Below are 25779 nucleotides of genomic sequence, written 5' to 3'. Positions count from 1 at the left end.
ACCCGGACGACGACGCGGCGCCCCCCGATGTGACATCTCAGCCGCGGCGAGAGTTGTATACAAGTGCGCAGGACGTGTGGCACGATGGCCGGGTGACGACGACGCCCGAGCTGCGCACCGCCGTCGGGCCGTCCCCGGCGCCCGGCGACGCGGGCCTCGCACGCCGCCAGTCCGGTGCCCGCGCGGTCTACGACCTCCTGCGCGGCCGCATCATCGACGGCTCCCTCGCGCCCGACGCGCGGCTCACCGAGCCCGTGCTCTCCGCCGAGCTCGGCGTCTCGCGGACCCCGGTGCGCGAGGCGCTGCGGCTGCTCCAGGCCGAGGCGCTCGTCGTCGAGCTGCCCACCGGGGGAGTGCGCGTCGCGCCGCTCGACCTCGCCGACGCGCGGCGCGTCTACGACGTGCGCGCCCGCCTCGAAGGCCTCCTCGCCCGGGACGCGTGCGAGCGCGCCGCGCCCGACGACGTCGCGCGGCTCGCGCGCCTCGTGACGCTCATGGACGCGGTCCGCGACCACGAGGACGAGGTGCTGCGCATCGGCGCCCAGTTCCACGGCGAGATCGAGGCGCTCGCGGACAACCGCTGGGGCTCCGCGCTCCTGCGCCAGATCCGCGGCCACGTCGACCGGTACCGCGCGCTCGCCGCGCGCCGCCGCGTGGGCACCACCGACCACGTCGACGAGCACCGCGCCGTCGCCGACGCCGTCGCGAGCCGCGACGCCGCCGCCGCCGAGGCGGCGATGCGCGCACACATCGAGCGCAGCGCCGCCCTCGCGGAGCAGTCGCTGCGCGGCGCGGGGTCGGCGACCGACGACCTCCCCTGACCACCGCCCACCGCACGACGGAGACACCGATGCCGTACACCCACCACCTGCGCGTCTACCCCAGCGCGGAGCCGCTCGACCGCACCGACCAGCTCGCGTGGAAGCTCGCCGAGCTCGCGACCGACCCGGTCGAGGTCACGCCCGAGGTCGTCGACATGGTCGTCAACCGGGTCATCGACAACGCGGCCGTCGCCGCGGCCAGCCTCACGCGCGGCCCCGCCGTCGCGGCGCGCGGCCAGGCGCTCGCGCACCCGTACACCCCGGGGTCGACGGTGTTCGGCTGCGGCCTCGAGACCCGCACGAGCCCCGAGTGGGCGGCGTGGGCGAACGGCGTCGCGGTGCGCGAGCTCGACTTCCACGACACGTTCCTCGCCGCGGAGTACTCCCACCCGGGCGACAATATCCCGCCGATCCTCGCCGTCGCGCAGCACGCCGGGTCCGACGGCGCCGCCGTCGTCCGGGCGATCGCGACCGGCTACGAGATCCAGGTCGACCTCGTGCGCGCGATCAGCCTGCACCGGCACAAGATCGACCACGTCGCGCACCTCGGGCCGTCGGCCGCCGCGGGCATCGGGACGCTGCTCGGCCTCGACACCGAGACGGTGTTCCAGGCGATCGGGCAGGCCCTGCACACGACGACGGCCACTCGCCAGTCGCGCAAGGGCCAGATCTCCACGTGGAAGGCGCACGCCCCGGCGTTCGCGGGCAAGGTCGCGGTCGAGGCCGTCGACCGCGCGATGCGCGGCCAGACGTCGCCCGAGCCGATCTACGAGGGCGAGGACGGCGTCGTCGCGTGGCTGCTCGACGGCCCGGACGCGGCGTACGACGTCGTGCTCCCGGCCCCCGGCGAGCCGAAGACGGCGATCCTCGACACGTACACCAAGGAGCACTCCGCGGAGTACCAGTCGCAGGCGCTCATCGACCTCGCCCGCGCGCTGCACGACGAGCACCCGTGGCTCGCCGACCCCGAGAACGTCACGTCGATCGTCATCCACACGAGCCACCACACCCACTACGTCATCGGATCCGGCGCGAACGACCCGCAGAAGTACGACCCGACGGCGTCGCGCGAGACGCTCGACCACTCGATCCCCTACATCTTCGCGGTCGCGCTGCAGGACGGCGGCTGGCACCACGTCGACTCGTACGCCCCCGAGCGCGCGGGCCGCCCCGACACCGTCGCGCTGTGGGCCAAGGTCACGACGGCCGAGGACCCCGAGTGGACGCGCCGGTACCACTCGACCGACCCGGCCGAGAAGGCGTTCGGCGGGCGCGTGGAGATCGAGCTGGCCGACGGCGGCCGCCTCGTCCGCGAGATCGCGGTCGCCGACGCGCACCCGCTCGGTGCGCGGCCGTTCGGGCGCGAGCAGTACGTGCACAAGTTCCGCACGCTCGCCGCGGGCGTCCTCGAGGACGCCGAGATCGAACGCTTCCTCGACCTCGCGCAGCGGCTCCCGGAGCTCACGCCCGCGGAGGTGCGCGAGCTGACGATCGTCGGGCGGCCCGGTCTGCTCGACTCCGTGCCGACGCCGACCGGCCTGTTCGAGCTCGGTCGCGACGACGCCCTCGCGCACCCCGAGGTCGAGGGCGACGGGTTCACCATGCACGAGGCCGACGAGACCACCGAGGGAGAGGCGCGCTGATGCTGTACAGCCAGGTGACGCCGTCGGACAAGCGGCGCGCTTTCCGCGCGGCGCTGGACGCCGCGGCGACCACGGGGGAGCCGCTGCGGCTGCCGGGCGCGTTCAACCCGCTGTCCGCGCGCCTGATCCAGGACAAGGGCTTCGAGGGCGTGTACGTGTCGGGGGCCGTGCTGTCGGCCGACCTCGGCCTGCCCGACATCGGCCTCACGACCCTCACCGAGGTCGCGGGGCGCTCGCAGCAGATCGCGCGCGTCACGGACCTGCCCGCGCTCGTCGACGCCGACACCGGCTTCGGCGAGCCGATGAACGTCGCGCGCACCGTCCAGGCGCTCGAGGACGCGGGCGTCGCGGGCGCGCACGTCGAGGACCAGGTCAACCCCAAGCGGTGCGGCCACCTCGACGGCAAGGAGGTCGTCGGGCTCGACGAGGCGGCGAAGCGCGTGCGGGCGGCCGCCGACGCGCGCCGCGACCCCGGCTTCCTGATCATGGCGCGCACCGACGTCCGTGGCACGATCCCCGGCGACGCCGGGCTGCGCGCCGCGATCGACCGCGCCAAGGCGCTCGTCGACGCGGGCGCCGACGCGATCTTCCCCGAGGCGATGAAGGACCTGTCGGAGTTCGAGGCCGTCGCGTCGGCCGTGGACGTGCCCGTGCTCGCCAACATGACCGAGTTCGGCAAGTCCGAGCTCTTCACGCGCCGCCAGCTCGGCGACGCCGGCGTGCGGCTGATCATCTACCCCGTCACGCTCCTGCGGGTCGCGATGGGCGCCGCCGAGCGCGCGCTCGACGAGATCGCCGCGACCGGCACCCAGGCGGGGCAGGTGGAGGGCATGCAGACGCGCGCGCGCCTCTACGAGCTGCTCGACTACGCCGCCTACAACACCTTCGACGAGGGCATCTTCACCTACCGGCCCTGACGACCGGCCGGTGCCGCGCGCCCGTCGGCCGCGGCACCGGCATCTCCCCGCGACCCGTGCTGCACGAAGGAGTGACCGCATGACCACCACCGCACCGACCACCGACGCGCCCGAGATCCGCAGGGGCCTCGCGGGCGTCGTCGTCGACGTCACCGCGATCTCGAAGGTCAACCCCGAGACGAACTCGCTCCTGTACCGCGGCTACCCGGTGCAGGACCTCGCCGCGCGCCGCAGCTTCGAGGAGGTCGCGTACCTGCTGTGGCACGGCGAGCTGCCCACGCCGGAGCAGCTCGCCGAGCAGACCGCCGTCGAGCGGGCGCACCGCGCGCTGCCCGGCCACGTGCGCAACGCGATCCTCGAGCTCCCGACGACGTGCCACCCCATGGACGTCGTCCGCACCGCGATCTCCCAGCTCGGCGCGCACGACCCCGACGCCGAGGACTCCTCGCCCGAGGCCGAGCAGGCCAAGGCGGTCCGCCTGTGGGCCGTGCTGCCGGCCGCCGTCGCGCTCGACCAGCGTCGTCGCCGCGGCCTCCAGCTCGTCGAGCCGCGTGACGACCTCTCCTACGCCGAGAACTTCCTGTGGATGACGTTCGGCGAGGAGCCCGAGCCCGCCGTCGTGCGCGCGTTCGAGGTGTCGATGGTGCTGTACGCCGAGCACTCGTTCAACGCGTCCACGTTCACGGCGCGCGTCATCACGTCCACGCTGTCCGACCTGCACTCCGCCGTGACGGGCGCCGTCGGCGCGCTCAAGGGCCCGCTCCACGGCGGCGCGAACGAGGCCGTCATGGCGACGTTCGCCGAGATCGGCACCGCCGACCGCGCCGCCGCGTGGCTCGACGACGCGCTCGCCCACAAGCGCAAGATCATGGGCTTCGGGCACCGCGTCTACAAGCACGGCGACTCGCGCGTCCCCACCATGCGCGCGACGCTCGACGACCTCGTCGAGCACTACGGCCGCCCGGACCTCCTCGAGCTCTACACCGCGCTCGAGAGCGCGATGACCGAGCGCAAGAACATCCTGCCGAACCTCGACTACCCGGCCGGCCCGGCGTACCACCTCATGGGCTTCGACACCCCGATGTTCACGCCGCTGTTCGTCGCGTCGCGCGTGGTCGGCTGGACCGCGCACGTCATGGAGCAGCGCGCCGCCAACGTCCTCATCCGCCCGCTCAGCCAGTACGTCGGCCCGGAGCAGCGCGACCTCCCCTGACTCTGCCCCTGACTCCCGGCCCTGGCCCCCGCCCCTGCGCCGAACAGGTGGTCCTGGCGCGTCCCGTCCCCCGGACGGACCGGGACCACCTGCTCGGACCGCCAGGATCGCCTGGTCGGCCGACGGAGGGGGTCAGCCGACGAACGACTCCAGCTCGGCGCGGTCGGGCGGGCCGTCGCGGTGGATGAGGGCCTTGATCTCCTCCATGCGGTCCCAGACGTTGACGGCCATACCGGCCTCGACGCGGCCGTCCTGGAGCCAGAACGCGACGAGCTCGCGGTCCGGGACGGAGCCGGAGACCACGACCTCGTCGTAGGCGTCCGGGCCGGCGACGAAGCCGAGGTACTCCATGCCGACGTCGTACTGATCGGAGAAGAAGTACGGCAGCTCGGGGTAGGGGTCGGTCGCGCCGAGCATCGCGCGCGCGGCGTGCGGGCCCTGGTGGAGGGCGGTCGCCCAGTGCTCGACGCGCAGCGACCGCCCGTAGCGTGCCGAGGGCACGCTGGCGACGTCACCCGCGACGAAGACGTCCGGGTCGGTGGTCTGGAGGGTCGCCGACGCGACGACGCCACCCGTCGCGGAGTCGAGGGCGAGCCCGGCGTCCCGCGCGAGCTCGACGTTCGGGACCGCGCCCACGGCGACGAGCACGAGGTCCGCGTCGACGTGGGTGCCGTCGGCGAGGTCCACCCCCGTGGCCCGACGACCGTCGCCGGAGACGCCCGTGACCTGCGCGCGGCGGTGGAGGTGCACCCCGTGGTCGGCGTGGACCTGCCCGTACAGCTCACCCATCTCGGGCCCCAGCACGCGCTCGAGCGGGTGGGTCCCGAGCCCGATCACCGTGACGTCCAGGCCGAGCGTGCGGGCGGACGCCGCGACCTCCAGCCCGATCCAGCCGTCGCCGACGACCGCCAGCCGCCCGACGCCGTCGTCCCGGGCCGCGCGCAGCGCCGCGGCCAGGGCGTCGCTGTCGTCGAGCGTCCGCAGCTCGTGCACCCCGGCCTGGTCGCCGCCGGGCAGGGGGATCCGGCGCGGGTCCGAACCGGTCGCGAGCAGCAGCTTCTCGTACGACAGCGTGCGGCCGTCGTCGAGCGTCACGCGCCGCCCGGCGAGGTCGAGCGCGGTCGCCGCCGTCCCGGTGCGGAGCTCGACGTCGTGCGCGGCGTACCAGTCCGCTGCGAGCGGGAACACCGCGTCGCGCTCGGCCTCGCCGCGCAGGTAGTCCTTGGACAGCGGCGGCCGCTCGTACAGGCGGTGCGGCTCGCGCGCAATGACGGTGATCCCGCCGTCGTAGCCCTCCGCGCGCAGCGTCTCGACGGCCTTCGCCGCGGCGAGCCCTCCTCCGACGACGACGTGACGTCCAGCGCTCATGGCGACCTCCGCGGTGGTTCGGGACAGCGGACGGCCTCAGTCTCGCGCGAACCGGGGCGCACCGCCGGAGGAGCGACGGGCGGGAGAACGACGAGAGGCCCGGGATCCTCGCGGATCCCGGGCCTCTCGGCTGGTCGGGGTGACAGGATTTGAACCTGCGACCTCTTCGTCCCGAACGAAGCGCGCTACCAAGCTGCGCCACACCCCGGTTGCTGGCCCACGTGACGGTCGACGAGGAGACCTCGTCTTCCCCGCAGGAAGCCTGCCCAGAATAGCCGACGAAGTGCCGTGCCACGAAACCCGATCCCTGTCACCCCGCCGACACCCCCCCTGACCCCCCGACCCGCGCCCGTCGAGCACGGGGTCGGCGACCGAAAACCCGGGATCGCGGTCGCTGACCCCGTGCTCGGCGGAGCGGTGGTGAAGGGGGCGTCGTCAGCGCGACGTCAGGGTGAGCAGCGTGGCCTCCGGACGGCACGCGAACCGGACCGGCGCGTAGGGCGACGTGCCCGCGCCGGCGGAGACGTGCAGCCACGTCGAGTCCTCGCCACCCGCGGCGTCGGGGCGGGGGCCCGGCCAGCCGTGCAGGCCCTTGGCCCGCTTGCGGTCGATGTCGCAGTTCGTCACGAGCGCGCCGAACCCGGGCACGCAGAGCTGCCCGCCGTGGGTGTGGCCCGCGAGGACGAGCTCCGCGCCGTCGTCGTGCATCTGGTCCAGGACCCGCCGGTAGGGCGCGTGCGTGACCCCCAGCCGGAGCACGCCGCCCTCCGGCGGGGCGGCCGGAGCCTGCGACGCGGGCGCGGGGAAGACGTCGCGGTCGAGGTGCGGGTCGTCGACGCCCACGAGGTCGAGGCGGACGCCGCCGACGTCGAGGGCGTCACGACGGTTCGTGAGGTCGACCCACCCGGCGTCGCGCATCGCGCCGGCCATCTCGGCCGCGGGCAGGAGGCGGGCCTGCGACGCGAACGGCAGCCGCGCGTCGGGCAGGAGGTAGCGCGCCGGGTTCTTCGGGACGGGGGCGAAGTAGTCGTTCGAGCCCAGGACGAACGCGCCGGGCACCGCCAGGAGCGGGGCGAGGGCGTCGAGCAGCGGCTCGAGCGCGTCGACGTGCGCGAGGTTGTCCCCGGTGTCGACGACGAGGTCGGGCTCGAGCTCGGCGAGCGACCGCACCCACTCGATCTTGCGCCGCTGGGTCGGGACGAGGTGCAGGTCGGAGACGTGCAGCACCCGCAGTGGGCGCGACCCGGGCGGCAGGACCGGGACGGTCGCCTCACGGAGCGTGAAGAGCTTCGTCTCCACGTGCGCGTACGCGACGCCCGCCACACCGACGGCGGCCAGCGCCCCGAGCCCGCGCAGGACCCGGCGCGCCCCGTCGGCGCTCAGCCGTTCCCCCCGCCGCCGAGGCTCTCCAGCCACGCGCCGAGGTCGCTCTCGCGGCCCGCGCCGTTGCTGCGGTCCCCGCGGTCGCCGCGGCCGCCGTCGGCCTCGTTGTCCGGCTGGTCGTCGTCGGGCTGGTCACCGCCCGGCTGGTCGCCCCCGGGCTGCTGACCGCCCTGGTCGCCGCCGTCCTGGCCGCCCTCGGGCGTCGAGGGGGTGCGCGGCGGGGGCGTCGGGGCGTTCACCCGGCCCCAGTCCGGGTCGGCGAACCCCGGTGCGGGCTGGCCGGCGAGGATCTGGTTCATGTAGTCGCGCCACGTCGGGGCGGCGAGGCTCGACCCGTACCAGTAGGGGCGCGTCTTCCCGTTGATGGTGAAGCGGCCGTTCATCGGGACGTCGCTCTCGGCGTTGCCGATCCACACCGCGGTGACGACCTGCGGGGTGTACCCGATGAACCACGTGTGCGTGTTGTTGTTCGCCGTCCCTGTCTTGCCCGCTGCGGGGCGCCCGTCAGCGAGACCGTTGCCGCGGCCCGAGCCCTGCGTGATGACCTGCTGCAGCGCGTAGGTGACGGTGTTGGCGATGTTCGGGTCGATCGCTCCGGGCTGGCAGTCCGCGGTGGGTACGGGGAGCTCCTTGCCGTCACCAGCGACCACCTTGGTGATGGCGATCGGCTTGCAGTACGTGCCGCCCGAGGCGAACGTGGCGTACGCGGCCGCCATCTGGAGCGGCGACGAGTTTTGCGTGCCAAGGATCATCGACGCGTTGACGTTGACGTTGCCCTCGTCCTTGAGCATGGACGGCTGGAACCCGGCGGCCTTCGCGGTCTCCGCGATGCCGCAGAGGTCGAGCTGGCTCGCCATGGTGGTGTACGCGGTGTTCACCGAGTTGAACGTCGCCTTGAGGACCGACATGGAGCCCGAGCCGGGACCGTCCGAGTTGGCCGGGGTCCACTTCTCGTTGCCCAGGCGGGTGCAGCTCGCGCGGAAGTCGCGGTTGATCGTCCAGGTGCGCTTGTTGGCGCTGACCGTGTCGTAGAGCGAGTGGCCCTCCTTGAGCCACTCGGCGAGCACGAACGGCTTCCACGTCGAGCCGGGGGAGAACCCGTTCGACGAGCCGTGGGCCTGGTCGACGCTGTAGTTGACCGCGGTCGTGTTCGGCGCCGGGTCCTGCGTGTTGTCGTACGCCCGGTTCTGCGCCATCGCGAGGATCTTGCCCGTGCCGGGCTCGACGGTGACGATCGCGTCCTCGACCTGGCTCGGGTCGTCCGCCGGGACGGCGGCCGTCGCGTGCTGGTGAGCGGCCGCCTGCATGTTCGGGTCGAGCGTCGTGTAGATGTCGAGACCGCCACGGTAGAGCAGGGACTGCCGCTCCTCCTTGGTCTCGCCGAACACCGGGTCCGACATGATGATCTTCGTGACGTAGTCGCAGAAGAACGTGGCGCCGTTGTCGGCCGCCTGGCAGCCCGCCTCGAGCGGCTGGATCTGGAGCGTCTCGGCGATGGGCCTGGCGAGCCCGGCGTCGTACTCCTCCTTGGTGATGTAGCCCTGCTGGTACATCGTGTTGAGGACGACGTTGCGGCGGTTCTGAGCCTTCTCCGGGTCGGCCGTCGGGTCGTACGTGGACGGCGCCTTGGTGATCCCGGCGATCGTGGCCGCCTGGAGGTAGTTCAGGTCCTTCGCCGAGATGCCGAAGTAGTGCCGGGCCGCCGTCTCGACGCCGTACACGGAGCGCCCGAACTGCGCGATGTTGAGGTAGCCCTGGAGGATCTCCTCCTTGGTCATCTTCTTCTCGAGCGAGATGGCGAGCTTCGCCTCGCGGGCCTTGCGGCCGAGCGTGTCGGCCTTGGCCTCGTGCTGCGCCATGACGTCGTCGTCGCGCACGGCCTGCTCGATGAGGACGTTCTTCACGTACTGCTGCGTCAGGGTCGAGGCGCCCTGCGTCGAGCCGCCCGTGAGGTTGTTGACGAACGCGCGCGGGATGCCCTCGACGTCGACCCCGCCGTGCTCCCAGAAGCGCTTGTCCTCGATCGCGATGACCGCGTTCTTCATGGGCTCGGAGACCTGGTCCAGCGGGACGACGATGCGGTTCTCCGTGTAGAACGTCGCGAGCCGCGTCGTGCCGTCGTTCGCGTAGATGCGCGACTGCTCGGACAGCGGGCCCGGCTCGAGGTCGGCCGGCAGCTCGTCGAACACCTCGACGGCGGTGTCCGTCGCCGTGTTCGCCCCGGCGGCCAGCGGCACGAGGAGCCCGGCCGCGAGCACGCCGCCGACGCCGGAGACCAGCACGAACGCCAGGAAGAGGGCGACGAGCTGGTACGCGTTGATCTGCCGGCCGCGAGGACGCACAGGGGAAGCCATGGTGCCAACCCTACGGGAGCAACCCCGGGAGAGGCCCGGAAAGCCGCCTCTCCCGGGTGTGCGGGTTGTGTAAGCATCCCGGGACGGCGCGCCCGTCCGGCCGCGCCGCGTTCCGCGCCGTCCGACTACGCTCGCCCCATGGCAACCACGTGGGAGTACGCGACCATCCCCCTCATCATCCACAACACGAAGGCCGTCCTCGACCAGTGGGGCTCCGACGGCTGGGAGCTCGTCCAGGTCGTGACCGGCCCGGACGGCAACGGCCTCGTCGCCTACCTCAAGCGCCCCACCGGGGAGAAGTAGTGACGGGCGTCCCCGCCGGGACGGTCGCCGCGCGCCTCGCGGAGCTCGGGATCACCCTCCCGCGGGTGGCGGCGCCGGTCGCCGCCTACGTCCCCGCGGTGCGCTCCGGCCGGTACGTCCACACCTCGGGCCAGCTCCCGTTCGTCGACGGCGCGCTGCTCGCGACCGGCAAGGTGGGTGACGGCGAGGGCCTCGTCGCGCCCGCCGACGCCGCGGACCTCGCGCGTGTGTGCGCGCTCAACGCGCTCGCGGCCGTGCACGACGTCGTCGGGAACCTCGACGACGTCGTCCGGGTCGTCAAGGTGGTCGGGTTCGTGGCGAGCGACCCGTCGTTCACGGGCCAGCCCGGCGTCGTGAACGGTGCGAGCACCGTCCTCGGCGAGATCTTCGGCGAGGCCGGGGTGCACGCGCGCAGCGCCGTCGGCGTCGCGGTCCTGCCGCTCGACGCGCCGGTCGAGGTCGAGCTCGTCGTCGAGCTGGCGGACTAGCCCGCGACGCCCGCACGAGAACGGGGTCGGCGACCGGGTCCGTGAGGATCCGGTCGCCGACCCCGTTCTCGTCGGCATCTCGTGCGGCATCTCAGCCGGCGTGGCCGCTCAGCGCGCGCGGCGCTCCAGGCGGTCCATGTCGAGCAGGACGACGGCTCGGCCCTCGCGGCGCACCCAGCCGCGCGTCGCGAAGTCGGCGAGCGCCTTGTTCACGGTCTCGCGCGACGCGCCGACGAGCTGCGCGAGCTCCTCCTGCGTGAGGTCGTGCGCGACGCGGATGCCCTCGTCCGTCTCCTCGCCGAAGCGGGTCGACAGGTCGAGGAGCGCCTTGGCGACACGGCCCGGCACGTCGGAGAACACGAGGTCGGCCAGCGTCTCGTTCGTGCGGCGCAGGCGGCGCGCGAGGGCGTTGAGCAGGTGCTTGGCGACGCTCGGGTGCTTCTCGATCCACTCGACGAGCTGGTCGTGGCCGAGCTCGTAGATCACGGAGTCGGCGACGGAGCTCGCGGTGGCGGTGCGGGGGCCCGGGTCGAAGAGCGAGAGCTCGCCGAACATCTCGCCGGGGCCGAGGATCGACAGGAGGTTCTCGCGGCCGTCGTTGGAGCGGCGCCCCAGCTTGATCTTGCCGCTCGCGATCACGTAGAGGCGGTCGCCCGGCTCGCCCTCGCGGAACAGCACGTCTCCGCGCGACAGCTCGATCTGCTGCATCGACTCGAAGAGGGTGCGCGTCTCGTCCGCGTCCATCGTCGCGAACAGGGGGGCGGAGAGCACAACGTCGTCGTCCACGCGGGGTGTCCTATCGTCTCGTCCTCGGAAATGTTCCAGGACAAGTCTGCCCTACCGCTGCAACTCGGGTGTCAGGGGCGGCGGCTACGGTGGGTTTCGTGACCACCACCGAGCAGGCCCGCGCGCGGGCCCCGAAGCCCGAGTCGCACCTCGCGCTCGTGCGGCGCGCGCGCCGCACCAACCGTGAGCTCGCGGTCACCTACCCGGACGCGCACTGCGAGCTCGACTTCACCACGCCGCTCGAGCTGCTCGTCGCGACGGTCCTCTCGGCGCAGACGACGGACAAGCGCGTGAACCTCACGACGCCCGCGCTGTTCGCGCGCTACCCGGACGCCGCGGCCTATGCGGCGGCGGACCGCGCCGAGCTCGAGGAGATCCTGCGGCCCACGGGCTTCTTCCGGGCCAAGGCGCAGTCGGTCATCGGGATCGGCCAGGCGCTCGTCGAGCGGTTCGACGGCGAGGTGCCCGCCCGCCTGGAGGACCTCGTCACCTTGCCGGGCGTGGGGCGCAAGACGGCGAACGTCGTGCTCGGGAACGCGTTCGGCGTGCCGGGGCTCACCGTGGACACGCACTTCGGCCGCCTCGTGCGCCGCCTGGGGTGGACCACGGAGGAGGACCCGGTCAAGGTCGAGCAGGTCGTCGGCGGGCTCATCGAGAAGTCGGAGTGGACGATGCTCTCCCACCGGCTGATCTTCCACGGCCGGCGGGTGTGCTTCGCGCGCAAGCCGGCGTGCGGCGCGTGCACGATCGCGCGGTGGTGCCCGTCGTTCGGCGTCGGCGAGGTCGACCCGGTCAAGGCGGCCGCGCTCGTCAAGACGAGCTGAGCGCCTCGCGCGGACCGTCGGGCGAGGGGACGGTCAACCCGCGGGCCGCTGCGTCGTGGGGAGCCAGTCCAGGAGCAGGTCCGTCACGGTGCCCGGGGCCTCCTCGGGGAGGAAGTGCCCGGCGTCGTCCACGACCTCGAACCGGAAGTCCCGGGCGAGCGCGGCGCCGTCGGCGTCCGCGAGCTCGCGGCGCAGCAGCCCGTCGCGCGCCGCGTGCACCTGGAGGGCGGGGACCTCGACGGGGTGGCGGAGCGCGGCGAGGAAGCGGCGCCCGTCGGGCCGGGGGGTGGAGCGCACGGCCCAGCGCAGCGACTCCATCGCGGTGTGCGCCGCGAACGGGATGCGCATGACGGTGCGGTACGTGTCGACGACGTCGGGCGCGAAGGGCTGCGCGGCGCCCGTGGCGAGCACGTCGGCCACGAGGTCGCCGCGGACGAGCGCGCGCTCGGGCAGCGTCGGCACCTGGTAGAACGCGAGCTGGCGCTGCGCGGCGGGGGTGAGGAGCCGCCGGGCCGACGTGTGCAGGCGTGCGGGGTGCGGCGCGGAGAACGCGGCGACCCCGGCCGTCACGGCGGGCTGGAGCGCGGCCATCGCCCAGGCGAGGCTGCCGCCGGTGCCGTGGCCCACGACGACCGCGCGCCCCGACCCGAGCGAGCGGATCACGCCGGCGATGTCGCGCGTGCGTGTCGGGGCGTCGTAGCCGATCGGCGGCTTGTCGGACGCCCCGACGCCCCGCACGTCCATCGCGGCGACGCGGTAGCCCGCGGCGGCCAGCGGCTCGAGCTGGTGCCGCCACGCCCACCAGAACTGGGGGAACGAGTGGAGCAGCACGACGAGCGGCGGGCCGGGGTCCCGCACGCCGCGGTCCTCGGGACCGGCGAGCGCCACGTGGAAGCGGGCCCCGTTGGCCGGCACGAACTCGTGGCGCCAGGGGCCGTCGAGGAGGGCGGACGTGAAGTCGGAGGGGTCGGGCGTCACCCGGACGAACCTACCGGCGTCCCGGACCCGCTGTCGGCCGACGACCCGGAGCCGGCGTCGGCGGCGTCCGCTCCGGACGTCTCCGCGGCCGCCGCGGGGCGGCGGTCCTTCGGCGGGTCGAACCGGTAGCCGACGTTGCGCACCGTGCCGATGAGCTGCTCGTGCTCCGGCCCGAGCTTCGCGCGCAGACGGCGCACGTGGACGTCGACGGTGCGCGTGCCCCCGTAGTAGTCGTAGCCCCAGACCTCCTGGAGGAGCTGCGCGCGGGTGAACACGCGGCCCGGGTGCTGGACGAGGTACTTGAGGAGCTCGAACTCCTTGTACGTGAGGTCGATCGGGCGGCCGCGCAGCCGGGCGGTGTAGCCGCTCGCGTCGATCGCGAGCTCGCCCGCCGCGATCTCCTGCGGTCCGTCCTCGGCCGGACCCCGCGCGGAGCGCTCGATGACGAGCCGCAGCCGGGCCTCGACCTCGGCCGGTCCGGCGCCCTCCAGCAGGAGGTCGTCGGCACCCCACTCGGCGGTCACCACGGTGAGCCCGCCCTCGGTGAGCACGAGCACGAGCGGGACCGTCAGGCCCGTGGCGTGCAGGAGCCGGCACGTGGTGCGGGCGGCGACGAGGTCGCGGCGCGCGTCCAGCAGCACGACGTCGGAGTCCGGTGCGTCGACCAGCGCCGACGGCTCCATGGGCAGGACCCGGATGCGGTGCGAGAGCAGGCCGAGCGCGGGCAGCACCTCGACGGAACCGCCAGTGGCGGGGGTGAGGATGAGCAGGTCGGCCATCCGGCACCTCCTTCCGGGTCGCGGGGCGCGGGCGGCGCCCCCGGGCGTCGACGCGTGGCGACCGGGCGGGACGGACCTCTACGGGGCACGCCACGTCGTCGGCCACGTCCGCGGTCCGTGGACGGTTACCGTATCGCGTGCCGGCCGCGCGCACGGTGCGTGTCTCACATCGCGCGCGTCCGCTCTCCCCGGCCGGTGACAGCGCTGCCCGGCAGCGACGCCGCGGCCCGCCCGCGAGACCGCCGCCCGGCCGCCGCGAGGGAGCCGGTGAGCGGCCCGTGGCGAGTCTCTGCGACACTCTGAGGCGTGCTGCACGACCCGACGCCCTCCCGCGACCCCCGAACGGGGCGCTGACCGCGTGGACCTCTCGACCCGTGCCGTCGTGACGGCATGCCTGGCGGCGGTCGTGGCCGTCGCCGCGTTCTTCGGCCCGCTGCCGCTCACGATCGCGTCGGGCGCGCTGGCGCTGGGCGTCGCGATCGGCTGGCCGCGGCTGCTCGACATCCCCGTCCACGGCGGGACCCGGGTCGTCATCGCGATCGCCGGGCTCGGCGCCGTGGCCGCGACCGCCGCGACGCACGGGGAGCCCGCGCTGCGCCACCTGCCCGTCGTGCTCGCGCTCTCCGTCGTCCTCGCGTTCGTCGCCGAGCTCCTGCGGCGCGACGGCCGTCCGCGCCTGGTCGAGTCGCTCATCGGCACGGTGAGCGGGATCGTCGTGGCGACGTCGAGCGCGGGCTGGATCGCCGCGGGGCGCACCGACGCCGGCGAGTCCCTCGTCGTCACGACGGCGGTCGCGCTCGCCGTGGCGTCCGCGGTGTCCGCGCTGCCGCTCGGCGGCTGGCTCAACGCCGCGCTGACGCTCGGCCTCGCGGTGCTCGCGGGCGGCGCCGTCGGCTACGTCATGCCCGACCTCGAGCTGCTCGGCGGCGTCTGGGCGGGGGTCGTCGCGGGCCTGCTCGTCGCGTCGCTGCACGCGCTCTTCGACCAGCTCCCCGAGCTGCGCGGCCGTCTGGGCGCGTTCTCGGCGACCGCCCTGCCCGTCGCCGTCGGCGGGACCCTGATCTTCGTCGTCGGCCGGGTGATCGTCGGGTGACCCCGTCGCCGCTCGCCGTCGTGCTGCTCGTCGTGACCCTCGTCGCGACGGCCGCGCTCGGCGTGTGGTGGCAGCGCCGCCAGGGCGTCGTGCGGGCCGCGCGGGGGAGGGGGCCCGCGTCGCCCGCGGCCGACGTCGCCGGGCCCGCGCCCGTGGACTGGGCGGCGCACGGCGTCGCGCTCGCGGAGCGCCGCACGTTCGTCCAGTTCTCCGCCGAGCTCTGCGCGCCGTGTCGCGCCACCGCCCGGGTCCTGCGCGACGTGAGCGCCGCGCACCCGGACGTGACGCATCATGAGATGGACGTCGACGACCACCTCGACCTGGTGCGAGCATTCGGCATACTGCGCACGCCGACCGTCCTCGTGCTCGACGCGGAGGGCCGGGAGGTCGCCCGCGCGAGCGGGGGCATGAACCGCGCCCAGGCGCTCGCGGCGCTCGCCGTCGCGGACCCGGGCGCGCGGCCCGCGAGCGTGCCAGGCAGCTGACCGCCGTCTCCGACGGCCCGACCGGAGGAGACCCGAGTGAGCGACCAGGCAGGCCCGGAGGCCACCGTCACCGAGCCGGGCGGCGCGCCCGCCGGCATCGACCCGCGCGGGCCGCGCGCGGGGGCGGGCATGACGGCCGTCCTGCTCGCCGTGGTGATCCTGCTCTGGACGTCGCCCGCGGCGCTCGTGCTGCTCGCGGTCGTCGCGGCGAGCTTCCTGCTCGGCACCGTCCGCGGCGCGCAGGGCACGTGGCAGGCGGCCGTCTACCGGCTGGTCCTGCTCCCGCGCATCGGCCCGACGACGGAGCGCGAGGACCCGAGGCCGCCGCGGTTCGCGCAGGCGGTGGGCCTGGTGATCACCGGTGCCGGGGTCGTGCTCGGGCTGGTCGGCGTCGCGGGCGCCGTGCCGGCCGCGGCGGCGCTCGCGCTCGTGGCCGCCGTCCTCAACGCCGCGTTCGGCCTGTGCCTCGGGTGCGAGCTGTACCTGCTGCTGCGCCGGGTCGCGCCGGCCCGCTGACGGCCCGGCGCGCGCCCGCCCGGCAGGCGAGCGCCCGCGGGCGCGGCTCGCTCAGTAGACGAGCGCCTGAGCACCCTCGCGCAGCGCCTCCTCGACGAACACCGCCGCCCCCGCGATGCGCACGCCGGGCAGGACGTCGTCGGCGGTGATCCCGCGGCGCGCCGCGCACTGCGTGCAGACGGTCAGCGTGCCCGCGGCGAGGACCGCGTCGAGCAGGTCGGGCAGCGGCGCCGCGTGCTCGAGCTCGAGCTCCGCCGCGCGGCCCGGCACCCCGAACCACGCCGCCTCGCCGGTGAGCCACACGCTCACCTCGACGCCCGCTGCGACCGCGGCGGCGGCGACGGTGAAGGCCTGGTTCGCGGCCTCGGGCCGGTCGAGCCCGGAGGTCGTCTTGACGACGAGCGAGCGGGAGCGGGGGGCGGCAGCGGGGAGCGAGGAGTCGGTCACGCGGCCGAGCGTAGTCCCGCGGGTGACCACGGCCACGGCGTGCCGGTGCCGTCCGGCCGGTAGGATCGCCCGCATGAGCCCGCACACTCTCGAGCTGATCTTCCTCGGCCTGCTCCTCGCGGCGACGGTGACCATCACGTGGTTCGCCGGGTACGTCGTCTACAAGCTCTTCAAGGGCCAGCGCTGACGTCGCCGCGCGGGGCCCGTCCCCGCGCGGGCGCCGCGCGCCGCCCGACTCCGAGAGGTGGTCGCTGATGCCGTTCGAGTTCCCCGAAGGCCTCGCTCCCGAGGTGTACCCGCTCGCCTGGCTCGTCGGGAGCTGGCGCGGCGAGGGCGTCGTCAAGTACCCGGGCATCGAGGAGACGCCGTTCGTCCACGACGTCGTGTTCGACCACGACGGCGGCCCCTACCTGCGCTACGAGTCGACGCTGCGCGTCCTCGACGCAGCGGTCCCCGAGACGGTGCCCGCGGAGGGCGAGTGGCCGGAGCGTGACGAGGCCACCCTCGACGCCGCGGCCGCCGCGTCGCCCGTCTGGTCCACGGAGACCGGCTACTGGCGCGTGTCGACGGACCGGCCCGAGGGCCTGGAGGACGACCGCCACCCGCTCGAGGTCCTGGTCGCCGACCCGGCGGGCCGCGTGTCGGTCTACCTGGGCGCCGTCGGCAACGGCCGCGTGGACCTGGCGAGCGACCTCATCGCGCGCACGTCCACCGCGTCCGAGGTCACGGCCTCGAAGCGGCTCTACGGGTTCGTCGAGGGCCAGCTCCTGTGGGTGTGGGAATTGGCGGCCTTCGGTCAGCCGTTGCAGTCGTACGCGTCCGCGAAGCTGACCCGGCGCCCGTCGGCCTGACGCAGGCCACCGGGCGGCGCGAGGGCCCGCCCGGCCCGGACGCGTCGACGAAGGAGGACCACCCGTGACCACCGGTTACACCAGCCCGCTCCTGTCCCGCCACGGCGCCGTGCCCGCGACGGGCCCCGACGAGGGCGTCGCCTGGCACTACGGCGACCCCACCGGGGAGCAGCGCGCGCTGCGCACGGGCGGCGCCGTCGTCGACCAGTCGCACCTGGGCGTCGTCACGGTCACGGGCCCGGACCGGCTGAGCTGGCTGCACTCCATCACGTCCCAGGACCTCACGGACCTCGCGCCGCGCACCTCGACCGAGCTGCTCGTGCTCTCGCCGCAAGGCCACGTCGAGCACGCCGCGTCGGTCGTCGACGACGGCACCACGACCTGGCTCGTCACGGAGCGCTCGCACGCGGCCGACCTCGCCGCGTGGCTGGACCGCATGAAGTTCATGCTCCGCGTCGAGATCGCCGACGCCACGGACGAGTGGGCCGCGCTCGGCGAGCCGGTCGACGCCGAGGGCGCCGAGGACGAGCCCGTGACGTGGCGCGACCCCTGGCCGCGCGTCCTCGCGGGCGGCACGCGGTACGGCCCGCCCGAGGACGAGCACCCGGGCCGCGAGCGCCCGTGGCGGCTCGTGCTCGTCCCGCGCGCGGAGCTGGCCGACGCCGTCGCGGCGCGCGAGGCCGCCGGGTGGCGCCTCGTGGGCACGTGGGCGAGCGAGGCGGCGCGCGTCGAGGCCTGGCGCCCGCGTCTCGCGACCGAGGTCGACCACCGGTCGATCCCGCACGAGACCGACTGGCTGCGCACCGCCGTCCACCTGCACAAGGGCTGCTACCGCGGGCAGGAGACCATCGCGCGCGTGCACAACCTCGGGCGTCCGCCGCGGCGCGTCGTCATGCTGCACCTCGACGGGTCGGGGCACCTGCTACCCGCGCCGGGGGCCGAGGTCACGCTCGACGGCCGCGCCGTCGGGTCCGTCACGTCGGTCGCGCGCCACCACGAGCTCGGGCCGATCGCGCTCGCGGTCCTCAAGCGGAGCGCGCCGGTCGACGCCGAGCTCCTCGTCGACTGCGACGGCGGCGCGATCTCCGCGGCGCAGGAGGTCGTGGTGCCCGGCGAGGGCGTCTCCGTCGACCGTCCGGCCGCGCGCGGCCCCGTCGGGCGCGGCGTCACGCCGCGCGGCGAGGGCGCACCCACGAGCATGCTGTGACGTCGGGGCCGGCGGGCGGGCAGTCCCCGGGGGCGGTCCGCGTCGCCCGGACGGCGTGGCGCCGGCTCCTCCTGCGGGCCCGGGTCCGTCAGGGCGCGTCGCGCGTGCGCGTGGCGCTGTGGCCCATCCTCCAGGCGTCGGCGGCCGCCGGTCTCGCGTTCGGCATCGCCCGGTACGGGCTCGGGCACACGGCCCCCTTCTTCGCGCCGGTCTCCGCGTGGATCTGCCTCGGCTTCAGCCAGGACCGTCAGCTCCGCCGCGTGCTCGAGCTCGCGGTGGGCGTCGCGATCGGCGTCGGCCTGGGGGACCTCGTGGTCCACGCGATCGGGTCGGGCTGGTGGCAGGTCGCCGTCGTCCTCGCGGTCTCGGCCCTCGCCGCACGCTTCATCGACCGGGGCGCGATGCTCACGACGCAGGCGGGCGTGCAGGCCATCGTCATCGTCGGGCTCCCGGCCGCGCAGGCGGGCGGCCCGCTCGGGCGGTGGACGGACGCGCTCGTGGGCGGCGCCGTCGCGCTCGCCGTCGCGGCGCTCACCCCGGGCGACCCGCGGCGACGCCCCCGTCTCCTCGGGGCGGAGGCGACGTCGGAGCTCGCGGGCGTGCTCGACGTGCTCGCGCGCGGCCTGCGGGCGCGCGACCCCGGGGACCTCGACGCGGCGCTGGTCAAGGGCCGGGCGTCCGAGGGCGCGCTCGAGGAGTGGCAGTCGTCCGCGTCGTCCGCGCGCGAGCTCGCGCGCGTGAGCGCGGCCGGGCTGCGGCACCGGGACGAGCTGGGCGGGCTCGAGCGGCAGGCGGTGCTCGTCGACCGCGCGATGCGCAGCGTGCGCGTCCTGGCGCGGCGCGCACGGCCGGTCGCGAGCGGCCCGGACCACCACGAGCTCGACGCCGTGGCGGACCTCGTCGCCCGGTTCGGCGCCGGGGTGCACGTGCTCGCCGAGGCCGTCGGCGCGGGGCGCGACCCGGCGGTCGCGCGCGAGGTCCTCCTCGAGGTGGCCCGCAGCGCCGACCCCCACGCGCTCGGCGACGGCGACTGGCAGGTGCAGTCGCTCGTGATGCTCGTGCGGTCACCGATCGTCGACGCCCTGGAGGCGGCGGGCGCGACGCCCGAGCAGGCGCGCGACGCGCTCCCCGAGCTCTGAGAGCGTTCGCACCCAGGACGACCGACCCCTGCACAGCGGTACCGCGGGCCGGTACGGTCGGGGCATGGAGGTCCCTGTCAGCGCGCTGCGCGCCGAGCTCAAGTCGTGGATCGAGCGGGCCAGGGACGGTGAGGAGGTCGTCATCACCGAGCGCGGCGTCCCCGTCGCCCGGCTGACCGGCGTCGCGACGGCGGACCTCGTCACCGAGCTCGTGCGCGACGGCGTCCTGGTGCCTCCCGCGGGGGAGCGCCCCGTGCACGCGGTGCCCGCGCCGGCGCTCGTCGCGGCGACGGACGGGGCACGTCCGGCGGGCCCCGACGGCCCGCGCCCGTCCGACGGCGCCCGGGCCGCCCGCGGCGGCGGGGTCGCGGCGCTCGTGCGCCGGATCCGGCGCTGAGGGGCCCGCGGTGGCCCTCGTCTACTTCGACGCGAGCGCGCTCGTGAAGCTGTGCGTCCCCGAGGCCGGCTCCGCGCTCGCGAGCCGCCTGTGGAACCGTGCGGACGTCGTCGTCACGAGCCGTCTCGCCGACGTCGAGGTCCGCGCCGCGCTCGCCGCGGGGGCCCGTGGCGGGGTCATCGACGGCCCGGCGCACGCCCGCGCGCTCGGCACGTGGGACACGCTGCGACCCGCGCTGCACGTGGTCGAGGTGTCCGGTGCCGTCACCGACCGCGCGTCGCGGCTCGTCGCCGCGGGGTCGCTGCGCAGCAACGACGCGGTGCACGTGGCGAGCGCGCTCGCCGTCGCGCACGACGACACGGTCGTGGCCGCGTGGGACCCGCACGTCGTGACCGCGGCGCGCGCCGCCGGGCTGCGCGTGGTGCCGTGGCCGCTCGCCAGACCGTAGGCTCGTGCCCGTGGGAATCTTCGGGTCGCTGCAGTGGATCGTCTACCTCCTCCTGTCGCTGGTCGTGTTCGGGACGCAGCTCTTCGCGCTCGTCGACGCGATCCGGCGGCCCGCGAGCGCGTTCACGGCCGAGGGCAAGCTGAGCAAGCCGATCTGGCTCGCGATCCTCGGCGTCGCCGCGGCGCTCGGCTTCCTCTCCATCCCGCTCGGCGGCGGGATCAACCTCGGCTTCATCGGGATCATCGCGGTCGTCGCGGCGATCGTGTACCTCGTCGACGTGCGTCCCCGCCTCCAGCCGTACGGGAACGGGCGCGGCAACGGGTCGTCCGGCCGGCCCGGCGGCTGGTGAGCGCCGCGGTGACCGACGGCGTCCGCACCGGGGTCGCGCGCGCCGCCGTCCCGCTGGCGGAGGTCGTGCGCGGCGACCTCGTGGAGTCCGTCCACACGGGGCACCTCGTGCTGCTGGAGCCCGACGGCGGCACGCTCCTCGAGCGCGGCGACGCCGGTACGGTCGTCTGGCCGCGCTCGAGCGTCAAGCCGTTCCAGGCCGTCGCGATGCTGCGGCACGGCCTGCGCCTGCCGCCGCGCCTCCTGGCCCTCGCGGCCGCGAGCCACAACGGCGAGCCCGAGCACCTCGCGGGGGTGCGCGAGATCCTCGCGGGCGCCGGGCTCGACGAGTCCGCGCTGCGCAACACCCCGGACCTCCCGCTGCACCCGCCGGCCGCGCTCGCGTGGCAGGAGGCGGGGAACGGCCCGTCGTCGATCACCCAGAACTGCTCCGGCAAGCACGCGGCGATGCTCGCGACGTGCGTCGTCGCGGGCTGGGACCCGCGCACGTACCTGGAGCACGACCATCCGCTGCAGGTCGCGGTGCGCGAGACCGTCGCGGAGGCGACGGGCGTCGCCGTCGAGCACGTGACGGTCGACGGCTGCGGGGCGCCGCTCTTCTCGACGACCGTGCGCGGGCTCGCGCGCGCGTTCGGGCGCCTCGCCGCGGCCCCGCAGCACGACCCGGGTTCGGCCGAGGCGGAGGTCGCGCGCGCCATGGCGGCGTTCCCCGAGATGGTGGGCGGCACGGGACGCGACGCGACCCTCGCGATGCGCGCCGTCCCGGGCCTGGTCGCCAAGGACGGGGCCGACGGGGTGTACGGGGCCGGGCTGCCCGACGGCCGTGCCCTCGCCCTCAAGGTGCTCGACGGCGCATCCCGGCCCCGCCCGGCGGTGCTCGCCGCGGCGCTGCGCCGTCTCGGGGCGCTCGACGTCGCGGGCGCGGACGCGTCGGCGCTCGACGCGCTCGGCGACGTGCCCGTGCTCGGCGCCGGGCAGCCGGTGGGCACCGTGCGCGCGGTGCTCGACGAGCCTGGGACGGACGCGGCGCACGACGCCTCGCAGGGCCTCTCGTCCGCCGCCGCGCGGCACGTCGACGGGGGACGGCCGTGAGGGCCGTCGTGCAGCGCGTGACGCGCGCGAGCGTGCGCGTCGTGGCCGAGGACGGGACGGCGAAGGTCGTCGGCGCGATCGACCGACCGGGCCTGCTCGCGCTCGTCGGCGTCACGCACGACGACGGCGACGCGCAGGTGGAGACGATCGCGCGCAAGATCGCCGAGCTGCGGATCCTCGCGGGGGAGCGGTCCGTGCTCGACGAGGGCGCGCCCGTGCTCGTCGTCTCCCAGTTCACGCTCTACGCGGACACGCGCAAGGGCCGTCGGCCGTCGTGGAACGGCGCGGCGCCCGGTCCCGTCGCGGAGCCGCTCGTCGACGCGGTCGTCGAGGCGCTGCGCGCCCGCGGGGTCGAGGTCGCGACCGGGCGGTTCGGCGCGCACATGGCGGTCGACCTCGTCAACGACGGCCCGGTCACGCTGATCCTCGAGGCCTGACGCGTCGTCGTACGGGCTGTCCCGTACGGGGCCTGCGTACGGAGGACCGCGTATCCCGCGCGGCGCGCGTGACGCGAAGAGTGTGGGAAGCACGTAGCCCCGCGGGCCCCGCCCACGGCTACGGTCGCTCACGTCAGCCGGTCGCTCAGGCCCCGCAGGAGGCCGCACCGCCGCGCGTCCGCGCGGGTCGGCGACCGACCTCGTCGACGAGAGGTCCTCTCGATGCACCGTCCTCGCCCGTCCGCCCCGCGCCGCGCCCGCGCCACGCGCGCGGCCGCCGGCCTCACCGCCCTCGCGCTCGCCGCGAGCGGGGCCGTCGCCGCCGCGACGACCGCCGCCGCCGCGCCGACCGCCCACCTGACCGCCACGACGGCGGCCACCGCCCCGACGCCCGACTCCCCGAACGGCGACGCCGCCCTCAACGGGTACCGCAACGTCGGCTACTTCATGTCCTGGGCCCCGGAGAACTACGGCTACACCGTGCGCGACTTCGTCGAGTCGGGCCAGGCCGAGCAGATCACCCACGTGAACTACGCGTTCGGCAACATCCACCCGACCGACCTCACGTGCTTCCTCGCGGACGCCCCGGGCACGCCCGAGCCGGGCGGCAACGACGGCGCCGGCGACGCGCAGGCCGACTTCGTGCGGGCCGTCTCCGCCGAGGACTCGGTGGACGGGGTCGCCGACACGCCGGGCCAGGCGCTCGCGGGGAACTTCAACCAGCTCCGCAAGCTCAAGGAGGAGCACCCCGACACCAAGGTCCTCATGTCGCTCGGCGGCTGGACCTGGTCCAAGTTCTTCTCGAAGGCCGCGGCGACGCCCGAGAGCCGCGAGAAGTTCGTCGCGTCGTGCATCGACCTCTACATCGACGGCAACCTGCCCGTGATCGACGGCCGCGGCGGCCCCGGCGCGGCCGCGGGCCTGTTCGACGGCATCGACGTCGACTGGGAGTGGCCCGGGGCCCCCGACTGGTCGCAGCACCCCGAGAACCACGTCGACCCGGTCAACGACAAGGCGAACTTCACCGCCCTGCTCGCCGAGTTCCGCAAGCAGCTCGACGAGCGCGGCGCCGCGCAGGGCAAGGACTACCTGCTCTCCGCCTACATCCCGGTGAGCCCCACCGTGGTGAACGCCGGCTGGGACGCCCCGACGATCTTCGACTACCTCGACTACGGCAACATGCAGGGCTACGACCTGCACGGGGGCTGGTCGCCGAACCTCGCCGGGCACCAGGCGAACCTGCACGACACCACGCAGCCCGGCACGATCTCGCTCGAGGACGGCATCGACCTCTACCTGTCGCGCGGCGTCGACCCCGCCCAGCTCACGCTCGGCATCCCGGCGTTCGGCCGCGGCTGGTCCGGCGTCGAGGCCGGCGACTCGAACGGCGCCTGGCAGCCCGCCGCGGGCGTCGCCCCCGGCACCTACGAGGCCGGGAACAAGCAGTACTTCGAGCTGCGCGACCACGGGATCGAGTACTTCGACGAGGTCAGCGGGGCCTCGTGGCGCTACGACGGCGACCAGTGGTGGAGCGTCGACACGCCGCGCGCCGTCGCGTTCAAGGCGTCGTGGATCACGGAGAAGGGCCTCGGCGGCTCGATGTTCTGGGACCTCGCGGGCGACTACGAGGACGAGCTCGTCGGCACGGCGGCCGACGTCTACCGCGCGGCCCCGGCCGGTCCGGTCGACCCGACCGCGCCCGGCTCGTGCTTCCCGGGCTGGGACCGCAGCACCTCGTACGTCGGGGGGCGCGTCGTCTCGCACGAGGGCGTGAACTACCGCGCCGCGTGGTGGGTCCGCACGAACGTCCCGGGCACGGAGAAGTGGTACCCGGCCTGGCGCGTCGTCGGCACCTGCGCCTGACCTGACGGTGCGGTGCGCGGCCTCGGCCGCGCACCGCACCGTCCGTCGCTCAGCGCAGCCAGCCGCGGCGCTTGATGTACGCGAGCGGGATGACGGCGGCGACGAGCGTCACGAGGACCGTGAGCGTGAACCCGTACGGCCGGTCGAGCTCGGGCATGTGCGTGAAGTTCATGCCGTAGAACGACGCGATGAGCGTCGGGGGCAGGAACACCGCCGTGATGATGGTGAAGACCTTGACGATCTGCGCCTGCTTGACGTCGAGCGACGTCATGATCGCCTGCTGCAGGTAGCGCACCTTGTCGTGCTCGAACCCGGCGTGCTGCTTCACGCCGTCGACGTCCGCGACGAGCGTCTCGACGAGCCCCGCGAGCACGGGGTCCGAGTCCGCGATCTCGCTGCGCAGGTGCCGCGCGGCGCGCGCGAGCGAGAGCTGGGACTCCTGGGCGCGCGACACGATCTCCTCGGCGCGGTTCATGCGCGTGATCGTGTCCTGCATGTCGCTCACCCCGATCTCCCGGCCGCGCGAGTCGACTCCGCGCGTGGCCTCGTCGATCTCGTCGGACATGTCCTCGAGCAGGTCGCTCGCGTAGGACACGACGCGGTCGGCCGCCTCGTTGAGCGCGTAGAGCAGCGCGTACGCGACGCCGTACGACGAGCCGATGAGCCACGGCGTGCGGCGCATGCGGGCGATCGCCTTGTCGAAGACGGCGTAGTGCCGCTGCGGCTGGGCCGTCACCACGACGTCGGCGGACAGGGCGAGCACGATGCGCTCGTCCACCACCCGGTCGCCGTCGCGCCGGGTCGCCGTCACCGGCAGGTAGACGTGCGCGTCCGTCTCCCAGACGCGCCCTCCGGCGGCCGCGAAGTCGACGCCGTGCTCGGCCGCGCGGGCCGCGGAGTCCGGGTCACCGACCGCGACCTGCACCCAGCGCGAGCGCAGGACGCGCGGGTCGAACCGGGGCGAGCCGTCGCCGTGCGCGCGGGCGTGCAGGTCGAGCCCGCCGCGCGCCGGGGCGGGCAGGCGGGTCTCCGCCCCGGGGGCGAGGCCCGGGGTCTCGGGCAGCATCGTCGTCATCACGCACCGCCGGCCGTGAAGTGCGCGGTGAGGAGCGCGGCGCAGATGAACAGGTAGAGCCCCACGGTGAAGGAGATCGACTGCCGTTCGAGGTTCGGCCGGCGCGTGCGGCGCCGCTCCTCGCGCGGGGCGCGCAGGGGCGTCCGGGCGGGGCGGGTCCGCACCGGGGTGGCAGGGGTGGTGGTCGGCGTGGTCGCAGGGGAACGCTGCGTCATGGTGGTCGTCCTTTCCGGCGGGCGGACGGCACGGGCGCGGCCACGGGTGGGCGGCGCGGGTGCGTCGGCGGGGGAGGTCCGGCGGCGCGCGCGGGGCGCGCGCGGAGCGCACTGGCGACCTCCCCGCGCGGGACGGACGACGGCCGGGGACGCAGGGACCTGCGTCGGCCGGGTTCAGGCGTCGGGTCGCGAGCCACGGGGGGTGAGCGCGCAGTGCACGGATCTATGACTGCTGCCGTCAGGCATGGGGCTCACCTCGCTCTCGTGGCGGCGGCGCCGGGGGCGCCGCACCCGGGTCGGGGCGCACGA

Annotated in this window: 27 protein-coding genes, 1 tRNA gene and 1 pseudogene; 19 read left to right on the top strand and 10 right to left on the bottom strand. The window is 75.0% G+C overall.

The window, feature by feature from the left end; all coding sequences use genetic code 11:
* Positions 1–92: 92 nt before the first annotated feature.
* From B9L22_RS06535 to B9L22_RS06520, 4 genes and pseudogenes are all read left to right on the top strand, one after another.
* Positions 93–821 (top strand): GntR family transcriptional regulator, encoded by a 729-nt coding sequence (locus B9L22_RS06535; RefSeq protein WP_158097161.1) that lies wholly within the window; start codon positions 93–95, stop codon positions 819–821.
* Between the two features lie 29 nt (positions 822–850).
* Positions 851–2365: pseudogene (locus B9L22_RS06530) on the top strand (MmgE/PrpD family protein); the annotation flags it as partial.
* Positions 2366–2463: 98 nt separating this feature from the next.
* Complete coding sequence (gene prpB, locus B9L22_RS06525; RefSeq protein ID WP_085387314.1) at positions 2464–3381, top strand: methylisocitrate lyase; 918 nt, start codon at positions 2464–2466, stop codon at positions 3379–3381.
* Positions 3382–3460: 79 nt separating this feature from the next.
* Positions 3461–4594 (top strand): bifunctional 2-methylcitrate synthase/citrate synthase, encoded by a 1134-nt coding sequence (locus B9L22_RS06520; protein ID WP_086149750.1) that lies wholly within the window; start codon positions 3461–3463, stop codon positions 4592–4594.
* A 132-nt stretch (positions 4595–4726) separates the two neighbouring features.
* Here the strand turns inward: B9L22_RS06520 and B9L22_RS06515 are convergent, their stop codons facing one another.
* The 4 genes from B9L22_RS06515 to B9L22_RS06500 form a co-directional block, all read right to left on the bottom strand.
* The gene (locus B9L22_RS06515) at positions 4727–5962 is read right to left on the bottom strand and encodes an NAD(P)/FAD-dependent oxidoreductase (protein ID WP_086149749.1); all 1236 of its coding nucleotides are present in this window, start codon (positions 5960–5962) and stop codon (positions 4727–4729) included.
* A gap of 131 nt (positions 5963–6093) precedes the next feature.
* Positions 6094–6170: transfer RNA gene (locus tag B9L22_RS06510), tRNA-Pro, on the bottom strand.
* A gap of 227 nt (positions 6171–6397) precedes the next feature.
* Positions 6398–7345, bottom strand: a complete 948-nt coding sequence (locus B9L22_RS06505) for a metallophosphoesterase (protein ID WP_086150180.1) — start codon at positions 7343–7345, stop codon at positions 6398–6400.
* Entirely contained in the window at positions 7342–9699 is a 2358-nt protein-coding gene (locus B9L22_RS06500) for a transglycosylase domain-containing protein (protein WP_143317132.1), read from the bottom strand. Before B9L22_RS06500 ends, B9L22_RS06505 begins: the two co-directional genes overlap by 4 nt.
* A gap of 138 nt (positions 9700–9837) precedes the next feature.
* Here B9L22_RS06500 and B9L22_RS20190 point away from each other — a divergent pair, with 138 nt between their 5' ends.
* Both B9L22_RS20190 and B9L22_RS06490 read left to right on the top strand, forming a co-directional pair.
* Complete coding sequence (locus B9L22_RS20190; protein WP_021481786.1) at positions 9838–10002, top strand: hypothetical protein; 165 nt, start codon at positions 9838–9840, stop codon at positions 10000–10002.
* Positions 10002–10490 (top strand): RidA family protein, encoded by a 489-nt coding sequence (locus tag B9L22_RS06490; protein ID WP_021481785.1) that lies wholly within the window; start codon positions 10002–10004, stop codon positions 10488–10490. The genes B9L22_RS20190 and B9L22_RS06490 overlap by 1 nt, the downstream gene beginning before the upstream one ends.
* Positions 10491–10598: 108 nt before the next feature.
* On the opposite strand, the gene B9L22_RS06485 is transcribed toward B9L22_RS06490, so the two are convergent.
* A complete protein-coding gene (locus tag B9L22_RS06485) occupies positions 10599–11276 on the bottom strand; it encodes a Crp/Fnr family transcriptional regulator (RefSeq protein WP_021481784.1) in 678 nt (225 codons plus the stop codon).
* A gap of 98 nt (positions 11277–11374) precedes the next feature.
* Between B9L22_RS06485 and nth the strand changes: the two genes are divergently transcribed.
* Positions 11375–12100, top strand: a complete 726-nt coding sequence (gene nth / locus B9L22_RS06480) for an endonuclease III (protein WP_043654712.1) — start codon at positions 11375–11377, stop codon at positions 12098–12100.
* A 33-nt stretch (positions 12101–12133) separates the two neighbouring features.
* Here nth and B9L22_RS06475 read toward each other — a convergent pair whose 3' ends face one another.
* Positions 12134–13078, bottom strand: coding sequence for an alpha/beta fold hydrolase (locus B9L22_RS06475; RefSeq protein WP_086149747.1), 945 nt, complete (start codon positions 13076–13078; stop codon positions 12134–12136).
* A complete protein-coding gene (locus B9L22_RS06470; RefSeq protein ID WP_021483710.1) occupies positions 13075–13857 on the bottom strand; it encodes a response regulator transcription factor in 783 nt (260 codons plus the stop codon). Before B9L22_RS06470 ends, B9L22_RS06475 begins: the two co-directional genes overlap by 4 nt.
* Positions 13858–14215: 358 nt before the next feature.
* Here B9L22_RS06470 and B9L22_RS06465 point away from each other — a divergent pair, with 358 nt between their 5' ends.
* The 3 genes from B9L22_RS06465 to B9L22_RS06455 are packed head-to-tail and all read left to right on the top strand — an operon-like array spanning position 14216 to position 15951.
* On the top strand, positions 14216–14950 hold the full coding sequence (locus B9L22_RS06465; RefSeq protein ID WP_043654716.1) for a hypothetical protein: 735 nt from the start codon (positions 14216–14218) through the stop codon (positions 14948–14950).
* On the top strand, positions 14947–15435 hold the full coding sequence (locus B9L22_RS06460; protein ID WP_086149746.1) for a thioredoxin family protein: 489 nt from the start codon (positions 14947–14949) through the stop codon (positions 15433–15435). Before B9L22_RS06465 ends, B9L22_RS06460 begins: the two co-directional genes overlap by 4 nt.
* A gap of 36 nt (positions 15436–15471) precedes the next feature.
* Positions 15472–15951, top strand: a complete 480-nt coding sequence (locus B9L22_RS06455; protein WP_255376886.1) for a DUF4395 domain-containing protein — start codon at positions 15472–15474, stop codon at positions 15949–15951.
* Between the two features lie 51 nt (positions 15952–16002).
* Here B9L22_RS06455 and B9L22_RS06450 read toward each other — a convergent pair whose 3' ends face one another.
* Positions 16003–16398 carry a DsrE family protein gene (locus B9L22_RS06450; protein ID WP_233139832.1) on the bottom strand — a complete coding sequence of 132 codons (396 nt, stop codon included), beginning with the start codon at positions 16396–16398 and terminating at the stop codon, positions 16003–16005.
* A 254-nt stretch (positions 16399–16652) separates the two neighbouring features.
* On the opposite strand from B9L22_RS06450, the gene B9L22_RS06445 reads away from it, so the two are divergent.
* The 9 genes from B9L22_RS06445 (at position 16653) to B9L22_RS06405 (ending at position 24180) form a co-directional block, all read left to right on the top strand.
* The gene (locus B9L22_RS06445; protein ID WP_043654723.1) at positions 16653–17249 is read left to right on the top strand and encodes an FABP family protein; all 597 of its coding nucleotides are present in this window, start codon (positions 16653–16655) and stop codon (positions 17247–17249) included.
* A 64-nt stretch (positions 17250–17313) separates the two neighbouring features.
* Complete coding sequence (locus B9L22_RS06440) at positions 17314–18456, top strand: folate-binding protein YgfZ (RefSeq protein ID WP_233139831.1); 1143 nt, start codon at positions 17314–17316, stop codon at positions 18454–18456.
* Complete coding sequence (locus tag B9L22_RS06435) at positions 18453–19595, top strand: aromatic acid exporter family protein (RefSeq protein ID WP_086149744.1); 1143 nt, start codon at positions 18453–18455, stop codon at positions 19593–19595. The genes B9L22_RS06440 and B9L22_RS06435 overlap by 4 nt, the downstream gene beginning before the upstream one ends.
* 64 nt (positions 19596–19659) lie before the next feature.
* Positions 19660–19992 carry a type II toxin-antitoxin system prevent-host-death family antitoxin gene (locus B9L22_RS06430; RefSeq protein WP_061267982.1) on the top strand — a complete coding sequence of 111 codons (333 nt, stop codon included), beginning with the start codon at positions 19660–19662 and terminating at the stop codon, positions 19990–19992.
* A gap of 10 nt (positions 19993–20002) precedes the next feature.
* Positions 20003–20440: a type II toxin-antitoxin system VapC family toxin gene (locus B9L22_RS06425; RefSeq protein WP_043660314.1), complete on the top strand. Its 438-nt coding sequence runs from the start codon at positions 20003–20005 to the stop codon at positions 20438–20440.
* A gap of 10 nt (positions 20441–20450) precedes the next feature.
* Positions 20451–20789 carry a DUF2516 family protein gene (locus tag B9L22_RS06420; RefSeq protein WP_308200541.1) on the top strand — a complete coding sequence of 113 codons (339 nt, stop codon included), beginning with the start codon at positions 20451–20453 and terminating at the stop codon, positions 20787–20789.
* 8 nt (positions 20790–20797) lie between these two features.
* A complete protein-coding gene (locus B9L22_RS06415) occupies positions 20798–21880 on the top strand; it encodes an asparaginase (protein WP_086150177.1) in 1083 nt (360 codons plus the stop codon).
* Entirely contained in the window at positions 21877–22317 is a 441-nt protein-coding gene (dtd, locus tag B9L22_RS06410; RefSeq protein ID WP_086149743.1) for a D-aminoacyl-tRNA deacylase, read from the top strand. Before B9L22_RS06415 ends, dtd begins: the two co-directional genes overlap by 4 nt.
* Positions 22318–22539: 222 nt before the next feature.
* A complete protein-coding gene (locus B9L22_RS06405; RefSeq protein ID WP_086149742.1) occupies positions 22540–24180 on the top strand; it encodes a glycosyl hydrolase family 18 protein in 1641 nt (546 codons plus the stop codon).
* A gap of 49 nt (positions 24181–24229) precedes the next feature.
* Here the strand turns inward: B9L22_RS06405 and B9L22_RS06400 are convergent, their stop codons facing one another.
* Together B9L22_RS06400 and B9L22_RS19615 are read right to left on the bottom strand one after the other, a co-directional pair.
* A complete protein-coding gene (locus B9L22_RS06400) occupies positions 24230–25255 on the bottom strand; it encodes a CorA family divalent cation transporter (protein WP_086149741.1) in 1026 nt (341 codons plus the stop codon).
* On the bottom strand, positions 25255–25470 hold the full coding sequence (locus B9L22_RS19615) for a hypothetical protein (protein WP_143317130.1): 216 nt from the start codon (positions 25468–25470) through the stop codon (positions 25255–25257). Before B9L22_RS19615 ends, B9L22_RS06400 begins: the two co-directional genes overlap by 1 nt.
* Positions 25471–25779: the final 309 nt, after the last annotated feature.

Origin of the sequence: Cellulosimicrobium sp. KWT-B (assembly GCF_002127155.1) — a bacterium.
In the GTDB taxonomy this organism is placed as follows: Bacteria; Actinomycetota; Actinomycetes; order Actinomycetales; family Cellulomonadaceae; genus Cellulosimicrobium; species Cellulosimicrobium funkei.
Note: the sequence above shows the minus strand (reverse complement) of the source record. Positions and strands in the feature narration are given on the sequence as shown.

Excerpts from the sequence above, each read along its gene's own strand:
- prpB (WP_085387314.1), top strand. The coding sequence starts at position 2,464 with ATGCTGTACAGCCAGGTGACGCCGTCGGACAAGCGGCGCGCTTTCCGC.
- B9L22_RS06520 (WP_086149750.1), top strand. The coding sequence starts at position 3,461 with ATGACCACCACCGCACCGACCACCGACGCGCCCGAGATCCGCAGGGGC.
- B9L22_RS06515 (WP_086149749.1), bottom strand. The coding sequence starts at position 5,962 with ATGAGCGCTGGACGTCACGTCGTCGTCGGAGGAGGGCTCGCCGCGGCG.
- B9L22_RS06500 (WP_143317132.1), bottom strand. The coding sequence starts at position 9,699 with ATGGCTTCCCCTGTGCGTCCTCGCGGCCGGCAGATCAACGCGTACCAG.
- B9L22_RS20190 (WP_021481786.1), top strand. The coding sequence starts at position 9,838 with ATGGCAACCACGTGGGAGTACGCGACCATCCCCCTCATCATCCACAAC.
- B9L22_RS06470 (WP_021483710.1), bottom strand. The coding sequence starts at position 13,857 with ATGGCCGACCTGCTCATCCTCACCCCCGCCACTGGCGGTTCCGTCGAG.
- B9L22_RS06445 (WP_043654723.1), top strand. The coding sequence starts at position 16,653 with ATGCCGTTCGAGTTCCCCGAAGGCCTCGCTCCCGAGGTGTACCCGCTC.
- B9L22_RS06430 (WP_061267982.1), top strand. The coding sequence starts at position 19,660 with ATGGAGGTCCCTGTCAGCGCGCTGCGCGCCGAGCTCAAGTCGTGGATC.
- B9L22_RS06405 (WP_086149742.1), top strand. The coding sequence starts at position 22,540 with ATGCACCGTCCTCGCCCGTCCGCCCCGCGCCGCGCCCGCGCCACGCGC.
- B9L22_RS06400 (WP_086149741.1), bottom strand. The coding sequence starts at position 25,255 with ATGACGACGATGCTGCCCGAGACCCCGGGCCTCGCCCCCGGGGCGGAG.
- B9L22_RS19615 (WP_143317130.1), bottom strand. The coding sequence starts at position 25,470 with ATGACGCAGCGTTCCCCTGCGACCACGCCGACCACCACCCCTGCCACC.